27 protein-coding genes are annotated in these 20297 nt (G+C 71.0%); 13 read left to right on the top strand and 14 right to left on the bottom strand.

Annotated features, from left to right (window positions below; genetic code table 11):
- A partial coding sequence (locus ACQUS7_RS07030) for a hypothetical protein (protein WP_435145877.1) occupies positions 1 to 825 on the top strand: 825 nt, incomplete at its 5' end.
- Positions 826 to 944: 119 nt separating this feature from the next.
- Here ACQUS7_RS07030 and ACQUS7_RS07025 read toward each other — a convergent pair.
- The 6 genes from ACQUS7_RS07025 to ACQUS7_RS07000 form a co-directional block, all read right to left on the bottom strand.
- Complete coding sequence (locus tag ACQUS7_RS07025; RefSeq protein WP_435145875.1) at positions 945 to 1289, bottom strand: hypothetical protein; 345 nt, start codon at positions 1287 to 1289, stop codon at positions 945 to 947.
- Between the two features lie 81 nt (positions 1290 to 1370).
- Positions 1371 to 1751 (bottom strand): hypothetical protein, encoded by a 381-nt coding sequence (locus ACQUS7_RS07020; RefSeq protein ID WP_435124383.1) that lies wholly within the window; start codon positions 1749 to 1751, stop codon positions 1371 to 1373.
- Between the two features lie 228 nt (positions 1752 to 1979).
- A complete protein-coding gene (locus ACQUS7_RS07015) occupies positions 1980 to 2303 on the bottom strand; it encodes a transcription factor S (protein WP_435124381.1) in 324 nt (107 codons plus the stop codon).
- A 31-nt stretch (positions 2304 to 2334) separates the two neighbouring features.
- Positions 2335 to 3024 carry a hypothetical protein gene (locus ACQUS7_RS07010; RefSeq protein ID WP_435145873.1) on the bottom strand — a complete coding sequence of 230 codons (690 nt, stop codon included), beginning with the start codon at positions 3022 to 3024 and terminating at the stop codon, positions 2335 to 2337.
- A 1-nt stretch (position 3025) separates the two neighbouring features.
- The gene (locus tag ACQUS7_RS07005) at positions 3026 to 3850 is read right to left on the bottom strand and encodes a CopG family transcriptional regulator (RefSeq protein ID WP_435145871.1); all 825 of its coding nucleotides are present in this window, start codon (positions 3848 to 3850) and stop codon (positions 3026 to 3028) included.
- Positions 3851 to 3987: 137 nt separating this feature from the next.
- Entirely contained in the window at positions 3988 to 4824 is an 837-nt protein-coding gene (locus tag ACQUS7_RS07000) for an RAD55 family ATPase (protein ID WP_435124375.1), read from the bottom strand.
- Positions 4825 to 5028: 204 nt separating this feature from the next.
- On the opposite strand from ACQUS7_RS07000, the gene ACQUS7_RS06995 reads away from it, so the two are divergent.
- The 5 genes from ACQUS7_RS06995 to ACQUS7_RS06975 all read left to right on the top strand — a co-directional run bounded on the left by ACQUS7_RS06995 (position 5029) and on the right by ACQUS7_RS06975 (position 8812).
- Complete coding sequence (locus tag ACQUS7_RS06995; protein ID WP_435145897.1) at positions 5029 to 6030, top strand: beta-ribofuranosylaminobenzene 5'-phosphate synthase family protein; 1002 nt, start codon at positions 5029 to 5031, stop codon at positions 6028 to 6030.
- Between the two features lie 130 nt (positions 6031 to 6160).
- Entirely contained in the window at positions 6161 to 6748 is a 588-nt protein-coding gene (locus ACQUS7_RS06990) for a methyltransferase family protein (RefSeq protein WP_435145869.1), read from the top strand.
- A 136-nt stretch (positions 6749 to 6884) separates the two neighbouring features.
- Entirely contained in the window at positions 6885 to 7541 is a 657-nt protein-coding gene (locus ACQUS7_RS06985) for an HAD family hydrolase (RefSeq protein ID WP_435145867.1), read from the top strand.
- A gap of 78 nt (positions 7542 to 7619) precedes the next feature.
- Positions 7620 to 8090, top strand: coding sequence for a peptide-methionine (R)-S-oxide reductase MsrB (gene msrB, locus ACQUS7_RS06980; protein WP_435145865.1), 471 nt, complete (start codon positions 7620 to 7622; stop codon positions 8088 to 8090).
- Positions 8091 to 8299: 209 nt separating this feature from the next.
- The gene (locus ACQUS7_RS06975) at positions 8300 to 8812 is read left to right on the top strand and encodes a hypothetical protein (RefSeq protein WP_435145863.1); all 513 of its coding nucleotides are present in this window, start codon (positions 8300 to 8302) and stop codon (positions 8810 to 8812) included.
- Between the two features lie 14 nt (positions 8813 to 8826).
- Here ACQUS7_RS06975 and ACQUS7_RS06970 read toward each other — a convergent pair whose 3' ends face one another.
- The 3 genes from ACQUS7_RS06970 to ACQUS7_RS06960 all read right to left on the bottom strand — a co-directional run bounded on the left by ACQUS7_RS06970 (position 8827) and on the right by ACQUS7_RS06960 (position 10153).
- Positions 8827 to 9072 carry a DUF7385 family protein gene (locus ACQUS7_RS06970; RefSeq protein ID WP_435124366.1) on the bottom strand — a complete coding sequence of 82 codons (246 nt, stop codon included), beginning with the start codon at positions 9070 to 9072 and terminating at the stop codon, positions 8827 to 8829.
- Between the two features lie 46 nt (positions 9073 to 9118).
- Positions 9119 to 9418: a hypothetical protein gene (locus tag ACQUS7_RS06965; RefSeq protein ID WP_435145861.1), complete on the bottom strand. Its 300-nt coding sequence runs from the start codon at positions 9416 to 9418 to the stop codon at positions 9119 to 9121.
- Positions 9419 to 9532: 114 nt separating this feature from the next.
- Positions 9533 to 10153: a translation initiation factor IF-2 subunit beta gene (locus ACQUS7_RS06960; protein ID WP_435145859.1), complete on the bottom strand. Its 621-nt coding sequence runs from the start codon at positions 10151 to 10153 to the stop codon at positions 9533 to 9535.
- 210 nt (positions 10154 to 10363) lie between these two features.
- Between ACQUS7_RS06960 and ACQUS7_RS06955 the strand changes: the two genes are divergently transcribed.
- Positions 10364 to 11563 (top strand): redox-regulated ATPase YchF, encoded by a 1200-nt coding sequence (locus ACQUS7_RS06955; RefSeq protein WP_435145857.1) that lies wholly within the window; start codon positions 10364 to 10366, stop codon positions 11561 to 11563.
- 21 nt (positions 11564 to 11584) lie between these two features.
- Here ACQUS7_RS06955 and ACQUS7_RS06950 read toward each other — a convergent pair whose 3' ends face one another.
- Positions 11585 to 12961, bottom strand: a complete 1377-nt coding sequence (locus ACQUS7_RS06950; RefSeq protein ID WP_435145855.1) for a WD40/YVTN/BNR-like repeat-containing protein — start codon at positions 12959 to 12961, stop codon at positions 11585 to 11587.
- Positions 12962 to 13087: 126 nt separating this feature from the next.
- On the opposite strand from ACQUS7_RS06950, the gene ACQUS7_RS06945 reads away from it, so the two are divergent.
- Together ACQUS7_RS06945 and ACQUS7_RS06940 are read left to right on the top strand one after the other, a co-directional pair.
- Entirely contained in the window at positions 13088 to 13414 is a 327-nt protein-coding gene (locus ACQUS7_RS06945; protein ID WP_435124358.1) for a hypothetical protein, read from the top strand.
- Positions 13415 to 13528: 114 nt separating this feature from the next.
- A complete protein-coding gene (locus tag ACQUS7_RS06940; RefSeq protein WP_435145853.1) occupies positions 13529 to 13930 on the top strand; it encodes a methylated-DNA--[protein]-cysteine S-methyltransferase in 402 nt (133 codons plus the stop codon).
- Positions 13931 to 14003: 73 nt separating this feature from the next.
- Here ACQUS7_RS06940 and rnhB read toward each other — a convergent pair whose 3' ends face one another.
- The 4 genes from rnhB to ACQUS7_RS06920 all read right to left on the bottom strand — a co-directional run bounded on the left by rnhB (position 14004) and on the right by ACQUS7_RS06920 (position 17581).
- On the bottom strand, positions 14004 to 14657 hold the full coding sequence (gene rnhB / locus ACQUS7_RS06935) for a ribonuclease HII (protein ID WP_435124355.1): 654 nt from the start codon (positions 14655 to 14657) through the stop codon (positions 14004 to 14006).
- A gap of 72 nt (positions 14658 to 14729) precedes the next feature.
- Positions 14730 to 15158 (bottom strand): CBS domain-containing protein, encoded by a 429-nt coding sequence (locus tag ACQUS7_RS06930; RefSeq protein WP_435124353.1) that lies wholly within the window; start codon positions 15156 to 15158, stop codon positions 14730 to 14732.
- Between the two features lie 93 nt (positions 15159 to 15251).
- A complete protein-coding gene (locus ACQUS7_RS06925; protein ID WP_435145850.1) occupies positions 15252 to 16451 on the bottom strand; it encodes an amidohydrolase family protein in 1200 nt (399 codons plus the stop codon).
- Between the two features lie 182 nt (positions 16452 to 16633).
- Positions 16634 to 17581 (bottom strand): transcription initiation factor IIB, encoded by a 948-nt coding sequence (locus tag ACQUS7_RS06920; protein WP_435145848.1) that lies wholly within the window; start codon positions 17579 to 17581, stop codon positions 16634 to 16636.
- Positions 17582 to 17935: 354 nt separating this feature from the next.
- Between ACQUS7_RS06920 and ACQUS7_RS06915 the strand changes: the two genes are divergently transcribed.
- The 4 genes from ACQUS7_RS06915 (at position 17936) to ACQUS7_RS06900 (ending at position 20196) form a co-directional block, all read left to right on the top strand.
- Complete coding sequence (locus ACQUS7_RS06915) at positions 17936 to 18076, top strand: hypothetical protein (protein WP_435124349.1); 141 nt, start codon at positions 17936 to 17938, stop codon at positions 18074 to 18076.
- 192 nt (positions 18077 to 18268) lie between these two features.
- The gene (locus ACQUS7_RS06910; RefSeq protein ID WP_435145846.1) at positions 18269 to 18571 is read left to right on the top strand and encodes a hypothetical protein; all 303 of its coding nucleotides are present in this window, start codon (positions 18269 to 18271) and stop codon (positions 18569 to 18571) included.
- Between the two features lie 88 nt (positions 18572 to 18659).
- Positions 18660 to 18878, top strand: coding sequence for a hypothetical protein (locus ACQUS7_RS06905; RefSeq protein ID WP_435145844.1), 219 nt, complete (start codon positions 18660 to 18662; stop codon positions 18876 to 18878).
- A gap of 34 nt (positions 18879 to 18912) precedes the next feature.
- Positions 18913 to 20196, top strand: coding sequence for a tRNA pseudouridine(54/55) synthase Pus10 (locus ACQUS7_RS06900; protein WP_435145895.1), 1284 nt, complete (start codon positions 18913 to 18915; stop codon positions 20194 to 20196).
- Positions 20197 to 20297: the final 101 nt, after the last annotated feature.

The following is a 20297-nucleotide window of genomic DNA, read 5'->3' as shown; positions in this document are numbered from 1 at the left end:
ATGGACAGAATCGATTTCCTCGGCTTCGTCCTTCTACTCCGTGATATAAGCCGATTAGATCGCTATTCAACACGGCATTTTATTGCTGTCTCAAATGCAATAGCGGCCATTCTCCTCTATCGATGGGTTCGGGACGGGGCCGGCCCAAACATGCCCTCGGGGGAGGGAGCAGGTCTGCTGGCAGCCCTAATTTTCCTTTCCGCTCTCCCAATCGCGGATGGAATGCGCGTTAATGCCCGGTCCCCGATGCTTGTCGGAGTCCTCTTCGCAGTTAGAGCAAATAAACCAGAGTACCGGGGATCAGCTCTTGCTGCGGGTGCACTTTGTTCGCAATACGCAATTTTCGGCGCTCCTGTTCTTGCTTATCAGACCCTTCGGGAGAGAGGATGGGAAGGAGTCGTTAGATACACCATCGCCGGAATCCTCACGGTTGTCGTCGCTTTCCTTCCTTTGCTAGTTATCTGGGGTTGGCCATCACTAATCGGTGGGATAGAGAACGGACTTCTAAGCCAATATCGTCCACTAACAGAACAGCCGGTGCGGAACATCTTTGTGAACCCAAGAGGGTGGGCTGTTGGTGTATTCTTCCTCAGCCAATTCCTCCTATTTGAGGTCATTCTTACGGTCTCCGCGATAGCAATCCATATCCACCGGACATGGACTGGCTCCCGAGAGTGGTACAGCCTTCCAATCGTATTGACATTAATTTACACGCTTCCGCTATTCGTCAAAACAATGGGATACTATGTCCTCCATGTGCTCCCGTTCGCTGCAGTAGTTTCTGTTGGTGTTATTGCGTCTCTAATTCAAATCAGAGACGAGTAAATCACCAGAAGTATTCCAAACTTCCAAGATATCCCAAATATCTGTCCGAGAGTCAGTTTTCGGGGTGTTTAGTGTAGTCCGTTCGATCCCCAGTTCGGGTTGTGCTTGAAACACTCATGTTAGTCGTCCGCGTCGTCGGCGACGGGCGTCCCGGACACCGCCTCGACGCCGTCAGGGCCGGTCGTCCCCGGCCGCTCCGCGTCGCGTGCGGCGTCGGAGTCGAAGTCGGCGTCGGCCGGAGTGTCGGCGTCGCCGTCGGCCGGAGCATCGGTGCCGCGGCGGCCGGCCTCGTCGTCGACGTACGCCTCGGAGTCCGGGTGGACGTACGCGAGGTTGTCGTAGGGGACGAAGCCGACGTGTTCGCCGTCCTCGTTCAGCAGGAACGCGCCGTGTTCGCCTTCGGCGACGTCGTGGACGCGGACCGCGGCGGACGACTCCTCGATTCGGACGATGAGTTCCGACATACGGGGACGGTCGGCGCGGACCCGGAAAAGCAGGGGCGACGTTCCGACTCGGCGACACGTCAGTCGCGGCGCGGGCCGCCGTCAGGCGGGCGTTTCGTCGAGCGCTTCGAGCGTCATCGTCCCCATCGCGGCGGCGAGCAGGATGCCCCAGAGGAACGCGAGCATGCCGAGCGGCTGGACGCCGGTGACGGCCTGCAGGACGAGCGTCCCGGGGAGGAGCCACTGGCCGAGGACGTACCCCCAGACGACGACGGTTTCGCGCGTCCCGCTGGTGCCGTAGTGGTCGACGGCGAACCCGGTTGCGACCGCGAGGATGCCGAGCACGCCGAAGTGGGCGTGCGCCCCGACGATCTGCGCCCAGTTGTCGGGCGTCCCGACCATGTGGCTCGCGACGTTCCCGATTCCCCAGAGCATCTGCACGGTCAGTCCCAAGAATCCTGATACTTTGAGCGTACGTGACATGGACGATTCATGTGCCGAGACTGTAATAAATGTTTGTGTCTATTGATAGAACCCGGCCAGTCCGGATTACGTCCTGCGTTTTTATTGGCGAGGAGGCCAGTTTCTTTCCGTCAAAATTCTAGGCAATAGAGTCGGGTCGGCGCGAAAACTTCGGCTGGCGGTCCGGCTTCGCGGCGTCGACATCCGCGCGCGGCCGCCGCTCCGGCCGCCCCGATTCCGCGGTTCCGGTCAGTTGTACTCGCGCCACCGGTTCCCGCACTCGGTGCACTTGAAAAATCGGGTCGGCGGTTCGTCGGCGCTGCCGGTCTGCTTGATGGTGTACCAGGCGACGCCGTTGCCGCACTCGTCGCAGGTGACGTCCTCGGAGGTGGGTTTCCCCTCGAAGTTCGCGCCCTCCTCGGTCTCGATGACGTCGTCGGTGCTCTGGGCGTCCGTGGACACGAACTGCTCGGCGCGCTCGGCGTCGCGCTCCTGGGTGGCGCCGCAGCTCGTACACACCATCGTGCCGTCTTCGTTCACCATCATCGACCCGCAGTCGTCGCAGAACTGCATCGCTTCGACGTCGGTGGTCCAGCCCCGTAAATCAGCCGTTCCGGAAGTCCGGCGCACTGCCCTCCTCGCCGACCATCGGGCAGCCCCGCACCCGGAACTGGTCGCCGTCGAGCACCTCCACGATGTCGGTGCCGTCGTGGGTGCACCGCACCGCCGGCGGCTTCGAGAGGTGCGGGCAGCGCTGGCAGTACTCGCGTTTGTCGACGACGTGCTCCGGGCGGGTGTCGTCGCCGCCGACGCGCTCCGCCTCGCCGCCGACCGGCGCCGCCTCGTCGGGCTCGCTGGCGAGCAGCGACTCCCACACCTCCTCGCTGTCCAGTTCGGACACCTCCATCTGCTCGAACGGGTCCTCGCCGGAGTCGCGCCGGCGGCGCTCGCCGACCTCCGCCGCGAGCGACCCGAACGGCGCGTCCGCCCGGTCCTCGGCGTCGCCGCCGGCGTCGACGTCGCCGGAGCCGACTCCCTGCCACGCCTCCGACGACCCCGACGGCTCCGCGCCCGATTCGCCGTCCGGCTCCGCGAACGGATTCTCGACTCGCGGCGTCGACTCGGTCCGCTCCCGGGAGCCGTCGGCGTCGACGTGGCTGTCGTTGGTGCCCTCGGTGTCCGTGTCGCCGTCGGTGTCGCGGTCGACGTCGCCGCCGGTGTCGACGTCGTCGCCGGCGTCACCGCCGCTGCCGGCGTCGTCGTCGGTGTCGTGCGGCGGCGCGTCGTCGGTCATGTCAGGAGTGCTCCTCGAAGACGTCCTCCGGTTCGAGTTCCTCGGCGACGTCGCCTTCGAGCGCCGGGCGCTCCCCGACGGTGAGCGTCGCGGAGCCGAAGAAGCCGGAGGCCGGCTCGATTCCCTCGAAGGTGCCGCCGCAGTGCGGGCACTCCGGCGCCGTCAGGAGGCCGAGCCGGACCTTCGAGTTGCAGGCGGCGCAGGCGGCGGCTTCGACGCCGGCGCGGTTCGCCTCCCGCTTCAGTTCGTCCGCGGCGCGGCGGCGCGCCTCCCGCGCCTCCAGCTTCCCGAACCGGTTTTTCACGTCGGCGTACACCGACGCCAGCCGCAGCAGCTTCTCGTCGTGTTCCTCCGCGGTGTCCGTGAGGTACTCGAGGACGTCCTCGTAGTTCGCGAAGCCGTCCTCGAACTTGGTTTCGAGCGCGTCCAGGTCGTCGCGGAGGTCCTCCAGGTCGTCGGCGAGCACCGTCGCCGTCTCGGCGGCCTGCCGGAGCTCCGGGTGGTCGTGGTCCGCCTCCGCCTTCGCGTCCGTCTCCCGTTTCACCTGGACGATGCGGTCGCGGACGTCGTCGATTTTCTCGTCGAGCGTCGCCTCCACGCCGTCGACGCGGCGCTCGACGTGGTTCACGCGGTCCGCGAGCTCGTCGACGGCGGCGGCGTCGGCGCCGGACGGCTCCGGCAGCAGCTCCTCGTTCTCGTCGAGGAGGCGGTACGCGGCCGCTGCACGCACTAACACTTCGTTGGGGTCCCGTCCGGTCTCCGCGGCGCGCGACTCCACCCACTCGCGGAGCGCGTCCGGAAGCCCCTCCACCTGCTCACCGGCCATTCGACTGTTCTGAGAGCGGCGTAGGTAAAATAGCTCCGCAAGACGCCACGTTCGCGCCGGCGGCGCCGGCAGCCCCGGGCGAGCAGCACGCCGCCCCACGACTGAGCCGCCGTCCGAGCCGAGTCGGGCGGGCGCAGTCACCGGATTTTCCGGACGTCGCTGATGTCGAGGCCGCTGTCGTGAATCTCGGTTTCGAACCGGACGATGTTCTCCGATTCGAGCTGGGAGAGCACGCCGCGGAACTCCCGGACGACCATCGTCCGGGCGCGCTTGGAGCCGCCGGTCTCCCAGCTGAACTGCAGCGTCCCGCCGCCGCCGTCGACGAGCTGGCCGAGCTGCCGGTCCGTGATGGTGTCGGTGTTCACGAGCGCGAGCAGCATGCCGCCCCACGAGTGCGCCGCCTTCCCGAGCCCGCGGACCAGCGTCGCGACGTCCTCCCACTCGACGTCGCCGCCGCTCGCGCCGATGAGGTCCGTGATTGAGTCGATGACGACGAGGTTCCCGGCGGCGTGCTCGCTGAGGTACTCGCCGAGCGTCGTCAGCACGTCCTCGCGGTTCCCGGCCTTCCCGAGGTCCGACAGCGACGTCGTCTCGCCCATGTACCACTCGCGCGGAATCGACGAGAGCTGGAAGTACTCCGGCGCGAGGTCGACGAACTCGATTTCGGGCGCCGCGGCGTCGACGATTTCGTCGGCCATCGTGTAGCGGAGCTCCCGCTCCAGGTAGTCCTGCCCCGCCGTGAACGACAGGTAGTGGACCGCAGGCGGCACCTCGGCGTCCGGGTTCAGGTCGCCGTAGTAGAGGTCGAACAGGTCCTCGTCGGCCCGCGCGAGCGCGTTCATCGCCGCGCTCGTGTACACGAACTCGCGGCCGCCGGCCCCGGACTCCTCCGCGACCAGCACGACGTTCCCCGCGGGAGCGCCGCCGCTCAGCACCGAATCCAGCTGCGAGACACCGAACGGGACGCGCGTCATGCACCACCGTCGCGCCCCGGCGCGCTTAGTCGTTGTGCCGCACGCACGACGGCGGACGAGGCGGCCGGTCGACGGCGCGGGCGGAGGGTCGGCGGTGATGACGGACGGCCAGCGGTTCGCGACGGCGACGACTCCGTCGGCGTCCGTATTGTCCGCTGTCGAAACCGACACGGCCCGGGGCGGTGAAGCGTGCGCCACGCACAGATGACGTCGGACTCCGGGGCGGGTCGCGTCGAGGTGGCCGCCGGCGCGCGGCTGCACTTCGGCTTCGCGAACCTCTCGCTGGCGCACGAACGGCTGTACGGCGCGGCGGGCGTCGCGCTCGACGAGCCGCGGGTCCGCGTCGAAGCCGCGCCCGCCGCCGGCGTCGACTGCGAACACGGCGAGGCTCGCGGCTACGCGGCCGCCGCCTGCGACCTGCTCGGCGTCGACGGCGCCCGCGTCCGGGTCCGCGAGCCGCTGCCGCGACACATGGGGCTCGGCAGCGGGACGCAGCTCGCGCTCGCGACGCTGGCGGCGGTCGCGCGGGCGCACGGCCGCGACCCGGAGGTGAGGGCGCGGGCGCCCGACCTCGGCCGCGGCGGCCGCTCCGGCGTCGGCGTCGCCGCGTTCGAGCGTGGCGGCGTGCTGCTCGACGCCGGCCACCCGACCGAGCGGTTCACCGCGGAGCCGCCGGCGCAGGGCGACTGGACGGTGCCGCCGGTCGTCGCCCGCCACCCGGTGCCGGACGACTGGCGGTTCCTGCTCGTCGTCCCGGACGCCGACCCGGGGCGCTGCGGCGGCGACGAGGACGCCTCGATTCGCCGGGTCGTCGAGGCCGCGGACCCGGCCGTCGCCGACCGCGTCGCCGGCGTCCTCCAGCGGAAGCTGCTTCCCGCCGTCGTCGACGGCGCGGTCGAGCGGTTCGGGGACGCCGTCCGCGCCGTCGGCCGGCTGAACGGGACGTGGTTCGCGGACGCGCAGGGCGGCGTCTACCGGCCGCCGGTCGGCGACCTCGTCGCGGAGCTCGGCGACGCGCCGGCCGTGTTCGGCGCCGGTCAGTCCTCGTGGGGGCCGACGGTGTACGGCGTCACGGACGCCGCCCGCGCCGACGACGCCCGGGACGCCGGCCGCGACGCGCTCGACGCCGCCGGCGTCGACGGCGACGTCGCGGTCGTCCGCGGCCGCAACGACGGCGCCGCCGTCACCGGACTCGACGGCGAATAGTGGCCGGCTACGGCTACCGCAGAGGCTGGAGGCTGGAAGCTGGCCGCGACCGGCGGCAGCGGACGTCAGGCGATGAGGATAGCCACCGAAACACTGTTCCGCGGCGGCGGCAACGACGAACCGTCCCGACATGACGCCGCCGTTCCTCCAGTCGCCGTACAGCTACGTGTTCTGGGCGACGTACGCCGCCTGGGTGGTCCCCGAGTTCGTCGACGCCCTGCGTCGCGACGGCGGCGGCGCGGACCACGACGCGAACTCGAAGTACGTGCTGTACGCCACCTTCGGCGTCGCCGCCGGCGTCGCGTTCGTGCTCGGCTTCGTCGCGCCCGAGTGGGCGACGTTCGACGCAGCCGCGGTCCCGCTGTTCTGGGTCGGCATCGCGCTCCAGGTCGGCGGCGCCGCGCTCCGCTGGTACACCGTGGCGCTGCTCGGCGACGCCTTCTCCCGGACGGTCACGGTCTCGGCGTCGCAGGGCGTCGTCGACTCCGGGCCGTACGCCGTCGTCCGGCACCCGACGTACACCGCCGGCGTCCTGCTGTACGTGGGGCTGAGTCTCGCGCTCGGCACGTGGCCGGGCGTCGCCGTCACGGTCCCGGCGGTCCTCGCCGGCTACGGCCACCGAATCCGGGTCGAAGAGCGCGCGCTCCGCCGGCACCTCGACGGCTACGACGACTACTGCGACCGCACGCCGTACCGCCTCATCCCCGGCGTCTACTGAGCCGACCGGCCGGTGCAGCGGCGCGGCAGCGCGGCGTCCCCGTCTCGGCGCGGCGGCGCGGCGGAGAGCCTCTCGGCGACGCGGCGCGTTCAGCCACCTGAAACGTTTTTACGGGTACGCCGCCCATCGCCGACAAATGGTGTACGATGCAGTCATCTTCGACAACGACGGCGTGCTCGTCGGCCGGACGAGCTACGACGTGCTCCACGAGGCGGCGTGGGACACGTTCGAGTCGCTGTCGGTCGAAGACCCCGACCCCGAACACGTCGAGTCGATGGTGGTCGGCGTGACCCCCGAGCAGGTCGAGCAGGTGTGTGCGACGTACGACTTGACGCCGCGGGAGTTCTGGGCGGCGCGCGACCGGACCGCCTTCGAGGCGCAGCGCCGCGAGATTCACGCCGGCCGGAAGCGGCTGTACGACGACATCGACACGCTCCGGGAGCTGTCGGCGCCGCTCGGCGTCGTCTCGTCGAACCAGCAGGAGACCGTCGACTACGTCCTCGACCACTACGGCGTCGACGACCTGTTCGGGACGGCGTACGGCCGCGAGCCGACCGTCGAGAGCCTCCGCCGGAAGAAGCCGAACAGCCACTACATCGACCGGGCGCTCGCTGACCTCGACGCGGAGACGGCGCTGTTCGTCGGCGACAACGAAAGCGACGTGGAGGCGGCGCACAACGCCGGCGTCGACTCGGCGTTCATCCGCCGGCCGCACCGCCGGAACTACGACCTGTCCGTGTCGCCGACGTACGACATCGACGACCTCACCGACCTCCCCGCCATCTGCCACTGACGGCCGCGGCGAGCGCGGGCGCCCGCGGCGGCCGCCGCCGGGGCTGCATTTACCCGTTCTCGCGCCCCACGACAGAGTGTGAGCGACGCCGACACACCGACCGACCCTGACGACGCGGCCAGCGACGACGCCGCCGAAGCGGCGCCCCGCGGCGACGCGGCGCTCCCGGACAGCGACGAGGAGTGGCGCGACCGCCTCACCGACGAGGAGTACGAGGTGCTGCGCGAACGCGGCACGGAGGCGCGGTTCTCCGGGGAGCACGTCGACCGCGACGACGACGGCGTCTACCGCTGTGCGGGCTGTGGCGCCGCCGTCTTCGACTCGGAGACGAAGTTCGACGCCGGCTGCGGCTGGCCGAGCTTCTACGCCGCCGACGAGGACGCCGTGACGCTCCGCGAGGACGACCGCCACGGCATGCAGCGCGTCGAGGTGCTGTGTGCGAACTGCGACGGCCACCTCGGCCACGTCTTCTCCGACGGCCCCGAGCCGACCGGCGAACGGTTCTGCATCAACTCGGTCGCGCTCGACTTCGACCCGGCGGACGAGTGACGACGCGGCGACGAACGGCGACGCACAACGGGTGACGACGCGGCGACGAACGGCGACGCGCAACGGGTGACGGCACCGTGACCGGGCGCGTCCGCACGGCACCCGCGGACTGCGCCCGGCGTCCGTCGGTCGCCGTCGCTGCTCGCCGTGGTCCGCCGCGTCCCCTCGGTTCTCGCGGCCTTACGGGGAGCGCGGCCGACCGTGGCGCCATGGGCGAGCAGACCGAGTCGGCGGCGACGCCGACCCCGTTTTCGACGCGGATCCGCGACGGCGCGGCGGCGCGGCTCCACCGGGTCGCTGCGACGCTCGAAGGGCTCCTCCCGGAGACGCCCGACCCGGACGTCGTCCGGCGGATAGACGAGGTGTTCAGCCGGAAGATGCTCGGCTCCGTCGTCGTCGGCTCCACGGTGTCGCAGATGCTCTCGAAGAGCGTGCTGCTCACCGTCGGCACCGACTACGGCGCCCAGCTCGTCGCGTGGGCGGCGCTGTTCGTCGCGGCGCTCGCGCTGTTCGTCTACTGGGAGCACGTCGAAGAGAGCACGTCGAAGACGGCGCAGCGAACCGCCGAGAAGGCCTCGGAGGCCGCGAAGAAGGCCGCCGAGACCGTCGCCGACGACGCGGAGGCCGCGAAGGAAGCCGCCGCGGCCGCGACCGACGAGACGTCCGGCGACGGCGGCGGCGACGAGCCGGACGACGCCGACGAGTCCGACGAGCCGGACTGAAAGCCGCGGCGCCGTCAGTGCGTCAGGACGAGCAGCCGGTCGTCGGTCCGGACGAGACAGAGCGGCCCGGACGGCGGGTCGCCGAACGACACCCGGTCGTCGTCGGTGACGAACAGCCGGTCGAACGCGCGGTCGCACGCCGGGCAGCCGAGCCCTTCGGGGTTCGCGAGCGTCATCGACCCGGCGTCCTGCCGGAGGAGCTTCAGGTTCGCGCGGTGGTCGTGGACGTCGAAGCCGTCGGAGACGTCGAGGCGGGTCACGGCGCCGGGTTCGTGACGGCGGGAAAAAGCGCTGCCGCTCCGCGCCTCACTCCTGAGAATCCGCGGTCTCGTACTCGTATCTGAGCTGTTCGGCGACGGTGCGGTCGTTGTCGGCGGCGCGCTCGCGGACCGCCTCGGCGGTCGCCGCCGGGTCGTGGCCGGTCTCCGCCATCTCGCGCTGCAGGCTGCGGCTGACGTGCGCCCGCGGGTGGTCTGCGGTTCCGGGCGGCGGCGACTCCACCGTCAGCTCCTCGACGACCGACTCCAGCGTCTCCTCGCCGGACTCGATGCGGTCGCGTAGCTCCGCGAAGAAGCCGTCGTCGCTCTCCTCGTCGCTTCCGCTCATACGTCTGTGACCGGCCGCCACGCCGAAACCGCTTGTGGCGGCGCGGGTCCCGGGACGGGGGCGGTGCGGCGGGGCCGTCGAACGATGCGGGGAGAAGAAACCGGGGTCGCCGCCTCAGACGGGGCGGGCGAACGCGAGGTTGCCGGAGATGTTGTGGACGTAGGCGTTCACGACGTCGCCTTCGCGGGCGCCGGAGACGAAGATGGTGAACTTGCCTTTCTCGGCGACGCCGTCGCCTTTCCGGCCGGTGCCGGTGATTTTGAGTTCGTACGTCTCGCCCTCCTCGATGTCGGGGGTCGCGGCCGAGCGGGACGCCGAGCCGGAACGCTTCTCGACGGGGCGGAACGCGCCGCAGGCCTGACAGCGGAGCATGTTGACGCCGTCTTCGGTCTTGAGGACGGTGTCGGGGAGGCCGCACTCGGAGCAGGTGACGTACTCGGTGACGTACTCGTCGATGGCGGCCTCGAAGTCGGCGACCGTGAACGAGCCGTTGTAGCGGGCGACGCCGTTTTCGAACTGGCCGTTCGTCCCGAACTCGCGCTGGATGGCGCTGTGGAGGTGGTCGGGGTCGCGGGAGAGCGCGTCCGCGATGGCGTCGAGGTTGGTGAGTCGCGTGAACGCGCCGTCGGTCTGGCCTTCGGGGTCGGGGACCTGGAGGCGGTCGCCGGCTTCCGCGGGGGTCTCCGGCAGGTCGTCGTACGCCCTGTCGAGGGCGTCGTCGTAGCTGAGATTCATTACGTGTTCGAGGCGACTCCGACGTATAGGCGTTCCGAGACAGGGAGTGACGTGACCGCGGCCGCGACGCGCCGCAGTCGTGCGGTTTTCGCCGCGGTTCCGGGCGGCGCCGGTTTCGGCCGCGTCGGGCGCGGGCGCGACCCGTGCGAACGCCCGCCACGGCGCCGTCGGGTAGAAACCCTTTCGTTCGTCAGCGGCCCAGCGAGGCCAATGAGCTACAAGGTCGGCCTCGTCGGGAAGCCCTCGGTGGGGAAGTCCAGTTTCTTCAACGCGGCGACGATGAACGACGTCCCGGAGGGCGCCTACCCGTTCACGACCATCGACCCGAGCATCGGCGAGGCGTACGTCGGCATCGACTGCGCCGCCCCGGAGTTCGACGAGACGTGCGAACCGAACCACGGCTTCTGCGAGGACGGCACCCGGTTCGTCCCGGTGAAACTGGTGGACGTCGCCGGGCTCATCCCCGGCGCCCACGAGGGGAACGGCCTCGGCAACCAGTTCCTCTCCGACCTGAACGAGGCCGACGTCCTCGTGCACGTCGTCGACTTCTCCGGCGAGACCGACATCGAAGGCGAGCCGACCGAGGGCCACGACCCCCGCGACGACATCGACTTCCTCGAAGCCGAACTGGACCAGTGGTACCTCGGCATCCTCGAGAAGGGCATCGAGAAGTTCCAGTCGATGTACCAGGGGCCGAACCCGGGCGACGAAATCACGCTCGAATCCGTGCTCGCCGAGCAGCTCAGCGCGTTCAAGACCAACAAGGACGAAATCAAGCAGGTCGTGCTGTCGCTCGGACTCGAACTCGACCCGGAGCCGTGGGACGACGACGACCGGTTCGCGCTCGCACAGGAGATTCGGAAGCGGACCAAGCCGATGGTGGTCGCGGCGAACAAGATGGACACGGCGGCCGCACAGGAGAACTACGACGAGATCACGTCGGACCCGGAGTACGACCACCTCACGGTCGTGCCGACGAGCGCGCACGCCGAGAAGGCGCTGAAGAAGGCCGCCGAGGGCGGCGTCGTCGACTACACGCAGGGCGACGACGGCTTCGACATCGTCGGCGACGTCTCCGCCGAGCAGGAGCGCGGGCTCGAACAGATACGGGAGTTCGTGGAGGCGTTCGACGGCACCGGCGTCCAGCGGGTCATCGAGGCGGCGCTGTTCGACGAACTCGACGCGAAGGCCGTCTTCCCCGGCAGCGCCAACGGCGACTGGAGCAAGGGGCCGTTCCGCGACTGCTTCGTGCTGCCCGGCTACGCCACCGCCGAGGACTTCGCGTACCACCTGCACTCGGACATCGGCGACGGCTTCCTCCACGGCATCGACTGCCGGACGAACCGGCAGGTCGGCGCCGACGCCGAACTGGAACACCGCGACGTCGTCGAAATCGTCACGACGGGCTGAGCCGGCCGCCGGCCGCCGCCGCTATGCTTCGAGCAGCCGTTCGAGTTCCGCGACGGTGAGCGTCTCGCCGCGCTCGTACCGCTCCGGCTCCGCACAGTCCGCCCGTCGCCGGCCGGACTCGCCGCGACGCTCGCCGCGACGCTCGCGACGGCGCTCCCCGCCCGGTCGCGGTTCGCGCTCGACCGGTTCGTACTCGACCGGCTCGTACTCGACCGGCTCGTACTCGACGCGGCGTTCCGCTCGCGGTTCGACGGGCTCGCAGTCGACCCGGGTTCGCGCCGCGGGAATCCGGGTGACGGGGAGGCGGCGGAGTCGTTCGCGGCGACGCTCCGCCGTGATTTCGTCGAGCTGTTCGACCAGCGCGGTGTCACAGCGGTCGCGTCGCTCGATGAGTTCGACGAGTTCGGCGCGGCTGAGCCGGTCGACGAGCGCCTCGACGAGCAGCGTGCACACCTGTCCGCGTTCCGCCGGCTGCTCGTCCGGGGTCGGCTCGGGCTGCTCGGGCGGGTGGTGCGGCGGCCGGTTCACGACGGTGCCGGCGTTCCCGACGACGACGTCCGGGTAGCCGAGCGCCAGCGCGAGCAGGTCGCTCCCGGTCGGGGTCGGCACCGACGTCCACTCGCCGCCGCTGACGGGGCGCTCGTAGATGGCGCCGTCCGCGAGCACGACGATTCGGCCGCCGTGGACGTCGACGGACCGGAGCGCATTCTGGCCGACGCGGACCGGCGTCCACTCGCCGGAGTCGTCGTAGCGGTACAGGCGGCCGTCGCCGGCGGCGACGTAGACGCCCTCCGGGCCGGCGTAGATGTCGTTGAACGCAAGCTGCACTTCGAGGCTGCCGATGGCGCTCCAGCCGGAGCCGGCGTTCTCGTAGGCGCGACCGGAGGTGTCGACGGCGTAGGCGACCCCGCTCGGTGCGGCCTGGACGGCGCGAATCGTCGCTCCGTCGCCGGGTTTCGGGGTCGCGCCGAACGTCACGTCCGTCCCGGTGACCGAGAACTCGACGACGGCGCCGGAGCCGTTCGCGACGTAGGCGCGCTCCTCGCCGACCGGGCCGGTGACGGTGACGTCGTGCCACTCCGGGCTGGCGTCGCCGTCGTAGGTGTAGTTGTACTTTCGTCGTTCGTCGAGGTCGTACGCGCCGATGGCGCCGGAGGCGCCGACGAACCAGACACGCCGCCCGTCGTCGGTGACGGCGGCGGCCTTCAGGGTGCTGTTGTTGTCGGCGGGGCCGGTGTCGACGACGGCCTCCCAGCCGCCGCCGCGCTTCCCGGCGACGACGCCGCTAGTCCCGACCGCGTACGGGCCGTTGGCGGCGTGAACGACGTCGGTCAGGTCCGCGCTGAACGGGGTGTACACCGGCTTCCACTCGGCGTCCGTCTCGGGGGGCGTCGGCATGGACGGACCGACGGCCGGCACCCGGATAACCGGGGGTGACGTTCCGGATTTCCGGACCGTCCGCGCCGCGCGGAGTCGAGCGCGGCCGACGCATCACTTTTTATCGGTCCGGCCGTTGCCACGGCCGTGCCCTCCAATTCACCGACCGACGACGACGCAGACCCGGACGGCGCCGAAGCCGAGCCGTCGGAGGCCGAAACCGGGCTGTCGGAGGCGGAGGTCGAACGGGTCGCCCGCCGCGTCGCCCGCGAGGAACTGGACGGTCGCGGCCACCCGGTGCTGACGATTCTGGCCGGAATCGCGGTCGGCGTGCTCGTGCTGGTGCCGCTGGCCGGGGTCGTGGTGTCGACGCTGTGGTCCGCAGGCGTCCCGACGTGGGCGCTGGCAATCGCCGCGCTTCTCGCCGCGTCCGCGCTGGTGGCGTACGCGTGGCGGCTCCCGCCGTTCGAGTGACGGCGTCCGCGAGCAGCGCGAGCCGGACAAACCGCGCGAGCCGCACGCCGACCGACCGCGGTTCGGTAGCCGCCGGTGCGTACGCTTAAGCCCGCAGCGACCCGATTCTCCGGTATGCAGGCCGACGTCCTCGGCGACACCTACGACATCGACGAGTCCGTGCTCGGCGTCTCGTCCGCGGCGCTCCGTCGCCAACTCCGCGAGTACGAGACCGGTGACCGGCGGACGTTCGACGTCGACGTCGCGTTCCCGGACGGGCTCCTCGGCGACGTGATGCGCGCCATGGCGGCCATCCCGTACGGCGAAACCCGGACGTACGGCGAACTCGCGTCGGAGGTCGGGAGCGCCGCGCAGGCCGTCGGGCAGGCGTGCGGCGCGAACCCGGTGCCGGTGGTCGTGCCGTGTCACCGCGTCGTCGGCGCGTCGTCGCTCGGCGGCTTCTCGGCGCACGGCGGCGTCGACGCGAAGCGCGCGCTGCTCGCGTTCGAGCGCGGCGAGTCGCTCGACGCGTTCTGACGGCGGCCGGGAGAAGCGAAGCGGGCGGAACAGGGCGAGCGAGCGGCGCAGGAGCAGCGGCGGCAGTCTGCGGTCAGAAGTCGTCGAGTCCGGACTGTTCTGCGGCGGCGAGCACGTCGTCGCAGGTGCTCCACGACCGGCGGGCGCAGTCGGGGAGGTCGCCGTGGGCGGCGACGTAGCCGCTGAGGAACTCGCGGGTCGTCGGGTCGGACGGGTAGCCGCTGCCGACGTCGCCGTCGGCGGCGTACTCGTCGGCGATGGCGGCGACGCGGCGGTCGCGCTCCACCTTCGCGACGACGGACGCGGCGGCGACCACCGGGTACGACTCGTCGGCGCCGTGTTCGCCCGCGACGGCGACGTCGACGCCGCGGTCGGCGACGCCCTCGCGGACGCGGCGCGCGAACCGCGACTCGCTGGTGTCGCCGGCGTCGACGACCGCCTCGTCGCCGTCGGCGGCGACCGCGGCGAGCGCCTCGGCCTGCCCGTCGACGGTCAGCGTGTTCATGTCGGTGTCGGGCGCGTCGATGCGGTCGACCGGAATCACCGCGACGGCGACGTCGACGGCCGGGTCGTCGCGGAGCGCCGCGTCCAGCGCCTCGCGGCGCGCTGCGGAGAGCCGTTTCGAGTCGTCGACGCCGTCCGGGAGCGCGTCGCTCGGGGCGCGGACCGCAGCGGCGACCATCGGCCCGAGCACGGGCCCCTTTCCGGCTTCGTCGGCGCCGAGCACGACCGGCAGGTGGGCGAGCGCGGACTAAGCCGTTGTCATCTCCCGAACGCCGGGACGGGCGGTGGCGGGCTGCTACGAGTCCGGTTCCCAGCCGCCGCGGCCGCGTTCGATGCGGTGGGCCTCCCGGACGAGCGCCGTCTGGTTCCGCGCGAGGTCGGTGACGGTGACGACGCCGACGAGGTCGATGCCGTCGACGACGACCAGTTTCTTGACGTCCTCGGCGCGCATCCGGTTGGCGGCGCGTCGCGTCGTCGCCGACGGCGGAATCGTCACGGGGTCCCGCGTCATCGCCTTCGTGACTGGGATGTCGGCGAACCGGCGCTCCGCGAGGTAGCCGGCCTTCAGCGCGTCGGTCTCCGTCAGAATCCCGGCCGGGTCGTCGCCGCTGGTGACCACGACGCTCCCGATTCCCTCGCGGAGCATCCGTCCGACCGCCGTCTGCACCGACGCGTCGACGTCGACCGTCACCGGGTCGTCGCTCATCACCTCACGGACCTGCATGTCGCGGCGTTCCGTGCCAACACACTTCACGGTTCGGCCGCGCGTATCGCCGATGAGAAGGCCGCTGCGCGCAGGCGCGCTGTCCCCTGCCGGCTACCAGGCGTACGCGTCCCGCGGGTCGACGGCGTCGGCCTCGCGGTCGAAGACGTGTTCGCCGTCGACGACGACGTGCTGAGTGCGGGTGTCGAACCGGTAGAACGGGCCGTCCCAGACGGCGATGTCGGCGTCGCTCCCGGTGGCGAGCGTGCCGACGCGGTGGTCGATACCGAGAATCTCTGCGGGGTTCGTCGTCACGACGTCCAGCGCGGCGTCCTCGGGCAGCCCTTCGCGGACCGCGAGGCCGACGCAGACGTCGAGGTGCTGCTGGGGGACGACCGGCGCGTCCGTCTGGATGGCGACCTCGACGCCGGCGTCGTGGAGGATGCCGGGCGTCTCGAACGTGATGTTCCGGAGTTCGTACTTCGACGCGCTCGAAATCGACGGGCCGACGATGGCCGGCACGTCGCGGTCGACGAACTCGTCTGCGACGACGTGGCCCTCCGTCGCGTGCTCGATGGAGAGGTCGTCGATGCCGAACTCGGCGGCGACCCGGAACACCGTCATGATGTCGTCGGCGCGGTGGGCGTGCACGCGCAGCGGCAGGTCGCCCTCAAGCACCCGCGCGAGGTTCTCGTTGCCGAGGTCGCGCTCGAACGGCTCGCCCTCGTCCTCGGCGCTCCGCTTCCGGTCGAGGTAGTCTTCGGCGGCCATGAACGACTGCCGGAGCGTCGCGGCGACGCCGGGCCGCGTGGACGGCTGGCGCCCCTCGCGTTCGCCGTGGAACCGCTTCGGGTTCTCGCCCATCGCCGCCTTCATGCCGTCCTCGCGGATGAGCATCTCGTCGGCGACGCTGCCGTACGTCTTCATCGAGCAGATGACGCCGCCGATGACGTTCCCGCTCCCCATCCGCGAGGAGACCGCGGTGACGCCGTTCTGGAAGGCGTGTTTCAGTTCCTCGTCGCGCGGGTGGAAGCCGTCGAGCGCGTTCACGTGCGGCGTCGTCGCGCTCGTCCCCTCGTTGAAGTCGCCGTCCTCCGGTTCGCCCCACTCGGCCATGCCGGCGTGGCTGTGCGCGTCGATGAGTCCCGGCGTGACGTGCAGCCCGGACGCGTCGATGACCTCGGCGTCCGCGGGCGCGTCGACGTCGCCGACCGCGACGATTTCGCCGCCCTCGACGTGGACGTCGCCCTCGATGGTGCCGCGGTCCGTCTGCGTGTGAACCGTCCCGTTTTCGATGACCAGCGTGGTTCCCATGGGGAGGGTGAGGCGGAAGCCGAGCCAAAGCGTTTCGGTTCGAAACAGGGTCGTCGCGGCGGCGCGGTCGCGGGTGCTGTCGCGGTCACGGTCGACGTGGGTGTCGGCGGCGCGGTCGCGGTCGACGCGGCAGGGAGCGAACGGCGGCGAAAACGGGCCGTCGCGATGGCGCGGCGCCGGCGTTACAGGGCGCCGACGTCGATGGCGCGCATCTGCTCTTTGTACCGGTTCCGCACGGTGACGACCGTCACGTCGGCGGCGTCGGCGATTTCTGACTGGGTCCGCTTCTCGTTGCTCAGCATCGACGCGAGGTAGATGGCGGCGGCGGCGAAGCCGGTCGGCGACTTCCCGGCGTGCAGCCCCTGCTCGGTCGTCTCCTCGACGATGCGGGTGGCGCGCCGCTCGACGTCGTCCGAGAGGTCGAGCTCCGAGCAGAACCGCGGGACGTGCTCCTTCGGGTCGACCGGCTTCAGCTCCAGGTCGAGTTCGCCGGAGATGTAGCGGTACGCCCGCGCGATTTCTCGGCGGCCGACCCGCGCGACGCCGACGAAGTCGTCGAGGCTGCGCGGGATGCCCTCCTGCCGGCAGGAGGCGTACAGCGACGCCGTCGCCATCGCCTCGATGCTGCGCCCGCGGATGAGGTCCTCGTCGAGCGCGCGCCGGTAGATGACCGAGGCGACCTCCCGGACCGACTTCGGGACGCCCTGCGCCGACGACATCCGCTCGATCTCGCTGAGCGCGAGCTGGAGGTTGCGCTCGCCGGAGTCCTGCGTCCGGATGCGCTCTTGCCACGTCCGCAGCCGCTCCATCTGGCTGCGCTTCTCCGAGGAGAGCTGGCGGCCGCTGGAGTCTTTGTTCCGCCAGTCGATGCTCGTCGTCAGCCCCTTGTCGTGCATCGTCTGGGTCATCGGGGAGCCGACGCGGCTCTTCTCGTCGCGCTCGGCGGCGTCGAACGCGCGCCACTCCGGGCCGTGGTCGACGTTGTCCTCGTCGACCACCAGCCCGGTGTCCTCGTGGATGAGTTCGCCGTCCTCGGTGCGGACCAGCTGGTCGTCGTCGACCTCGTCGGGGTCCACCGGTTCTGCGTCCTGTTCGTCTGCGTGCTCGCGCCCGTAGCGAGTCGTCGTCATCGTCCTCCGCGCGGACGAGACGGACGGGGCCGCGTAGCCCGGGGTTCCACAGTCGTGTCCCAGCACCCACTGGGTTCGGCGCGGGGCCCACAGCCCCCGCGCCGCGTGATGATGCATTCCGGCATTCCACGTCGTTCGTGACGGCTACACAGAAAGAGGGTTGGGCCTACAATGTTTGGGTCTCCCCTGCGACCCCGGCCGAGTCACCGGGTTCGCGGCGTCGAACCGGACGGCGCCGCCGGGGCGCGCCCGCTGTACCGGCCACGGCGAGCAGTGTCACGGCCCCACACGCCAACCGAACGGTTAAGTGTTACCCGGGAAACAGCCCAGGTGACGCGAGTCGACCGATACCCCATGACCACCACCACCGCACTCGGCGCACGCCTCACCGGGGCGAGCGCCGCGTATGGCGGGTGGCGGCCGTGCACCCCGAACGCCGACGCGGGGATGCAGGGGAAGCGGTTCGACGTACCGTCCGTCTCCATCGCCGCGTAAGCGACGACGTGTTCGGGGTGACCCGAACGGAGGCGGACGACGTTTTCCGTGCCCGTTCAGTTCACCCCGGAGCGTCTCGCATGCGCGGCTCCCGTGGCTCCGCCACGACTCCCCGGGAGCCGGCCCGCAGGCGCGTTCGAGTCGCGCCGGGAGCCTATGTCGGTCCAACTCAGCCGACTGGCCGACGCCAGCATGACAGTCGCAGTGTCCCGCGCAGCCCCCGGCGACCTCGCCGAGGGCGTCGAAACGAAACTCGGTCGCCTCGACGGCGTCGACGCCGTCGAGTCGGTCGACCTCCGCGGCATCGAACCCGGTCTGAACGACCTGACGGTGCAGGCGGACGCGACGCTCGCGCTCGCCGGCGACGCCGACGGCGACGCCGACGCGCTCGCCGAGGCGTTCGAGTCGACGTTCGGCGTCAACGACGTCCGCGTCGACGGCGTCAGGCAGCGCCCGCCCGACCCGGGCGACGGCGCCGCCGCCGACGCCGCGTAGCCGCAGCGCCGCAGCCACGCCGCCGGCGACGGTTCGGCGAACCGGAACGTCGCCTCGGCTTTTCCGCCGGTGCGGCGTACGGCGAGCCGTGACCCGAACGATTCGCGCACTGGCGCTGTTCCTGCTCGGCACGCTCCTGCTCGCCGCGCTCGCCGGCGTCGCCGCGGTCCGTCGACGGCTCGGCCGCGGCGGCGACGAATCCACGTCGTACGCGGCGGCGGTGCGTCGGCGACACCGACGACGCCGGCTGCGCGCGAGGAGCCGCGACGGGGCGGCGTCCGGCGCCGACGCGAACGAAAGAGTGTAACGGCGGCCGCGACGATGAACGCGGTATGGACGACATCGACGTGCTCGCCGCGGCCCGGCGGCTGCTCCGCACCGGGCCGCTCTGTGACAACTGCCTCGGCCGCCCGTTCGCCGAGCGCTCGTTCGGCCTCGGGAACGCCGAGCGCGGCCGCGGCCTCCGGGTCGCCGTCGCGCTCGCCGACGACGAGGACTTCTCGGCGGGCGCCCCCGAGGACTGCTGGGTGTGCGAGGGGCGCTGCGCCGAGTTCGACCGGTGGGCCGAACGCGCCGCCGACGCCGCCGACGGCTACGAGACCCGGACGTACCAGGTCGGGACGCGCGTCCCGGCGCTCGCCGAGGAGAACGACGTGCTGCTCCGCGAGGACGCCGGGCTCGACCCGGACGCCGGCGAGCCGCTCCGCAAGGAGTTCAACCGCGAGGTCGGCAAGCGCGTCGGCCGGCTGCTCGACGCTGAGGTCGACTTCGACCGGCCCGAGGTCCAGTTCCTGCTCGACCTCGACGACGACCGCGTCGACGCCACCGTCAACTCCGCGTTCGTCTACGGCCGCTACCGGAAGCTGGAGCGCGACATCCCGCAGACCGAGTGGCCGTGCTCGGACTGCCACGGCACCGGCCGCGCCGGCAGCGAGACCTGCGACACCTGCGACGGCACCGGCTACCTGTACCCCGAGAGCGTCCAGCAGCTCACGGCGCCGGTCGTCGAGGACGTCATGGAGGGCGTCGACTCGGTGTTCCACGGCGCGGGCCGCGAGGACGTCGACGCGCTGATGCTCGGCACCGGCCGGCCGTTCGTCATCGAGGTGGAGGAGCCGCGGCGCCGCAGCGTCGACGCCGAGCGGCTCGAAGCCGACATCAACGCCTTCGCCGACGGGAAGGTCGAAGTCGAGGGGCTGCGCCGCTGCACCCACGACATGGTGGAGCGCGTGAAGCGGCTCGACGCCAGCAAGCGCTACCGCGCGCAGGTCGAGTTCGACGGCGACGTCGACGCGGACGCGCTCGCCGACGCCGCGGAGACGCTGGAGGGCGCGACGGTCGAGCAGTTCACGCCGAACCGCGTCGACCACCGCCGCGCCGCGAAGACGCGGACCCGCGACGTGTACGACGTCGACGCCGAACTCGACGACGACCGGCACGCCACAGTCGAAATCCACGGCGAGGGCGGCCTCTACATCAAGGAGCTGATTTCGGGCGACGAGGGCCGGACGGAGCCGAGCCTCGCGTGCCTGCTCGGCGTCGGCGCCGTCGTCACCGCCCTCGACGTCCTCGCCGTCGAAGGAGAGGACGAGCCGTTCGAGGACGAGGACTTCTTCCTGGACTGACCGCGGACGGAGCGGCGCCCGCAGGAGTCGGCGCGGGCCGGAGCGGTGCCGGCCGAAGTCGGTACCGGCCGAAGCGGTGTCGGCAGACGCCCGCGTTCCGG

Origin of the sequence: Halobaculum sp. P14 (assembly GCF_051195155.1) — an archaeon.
GTDB lineage: Archaea > Halobacteriota > Halobacteria > Halobacteriales > Haloferacaceae > JBNTKA01.
The sequence above is the reverse complement of the archived record's forward strand: the minus strand, read 5'-3'. Positions and strand labels throughout refer to the sequence as shown.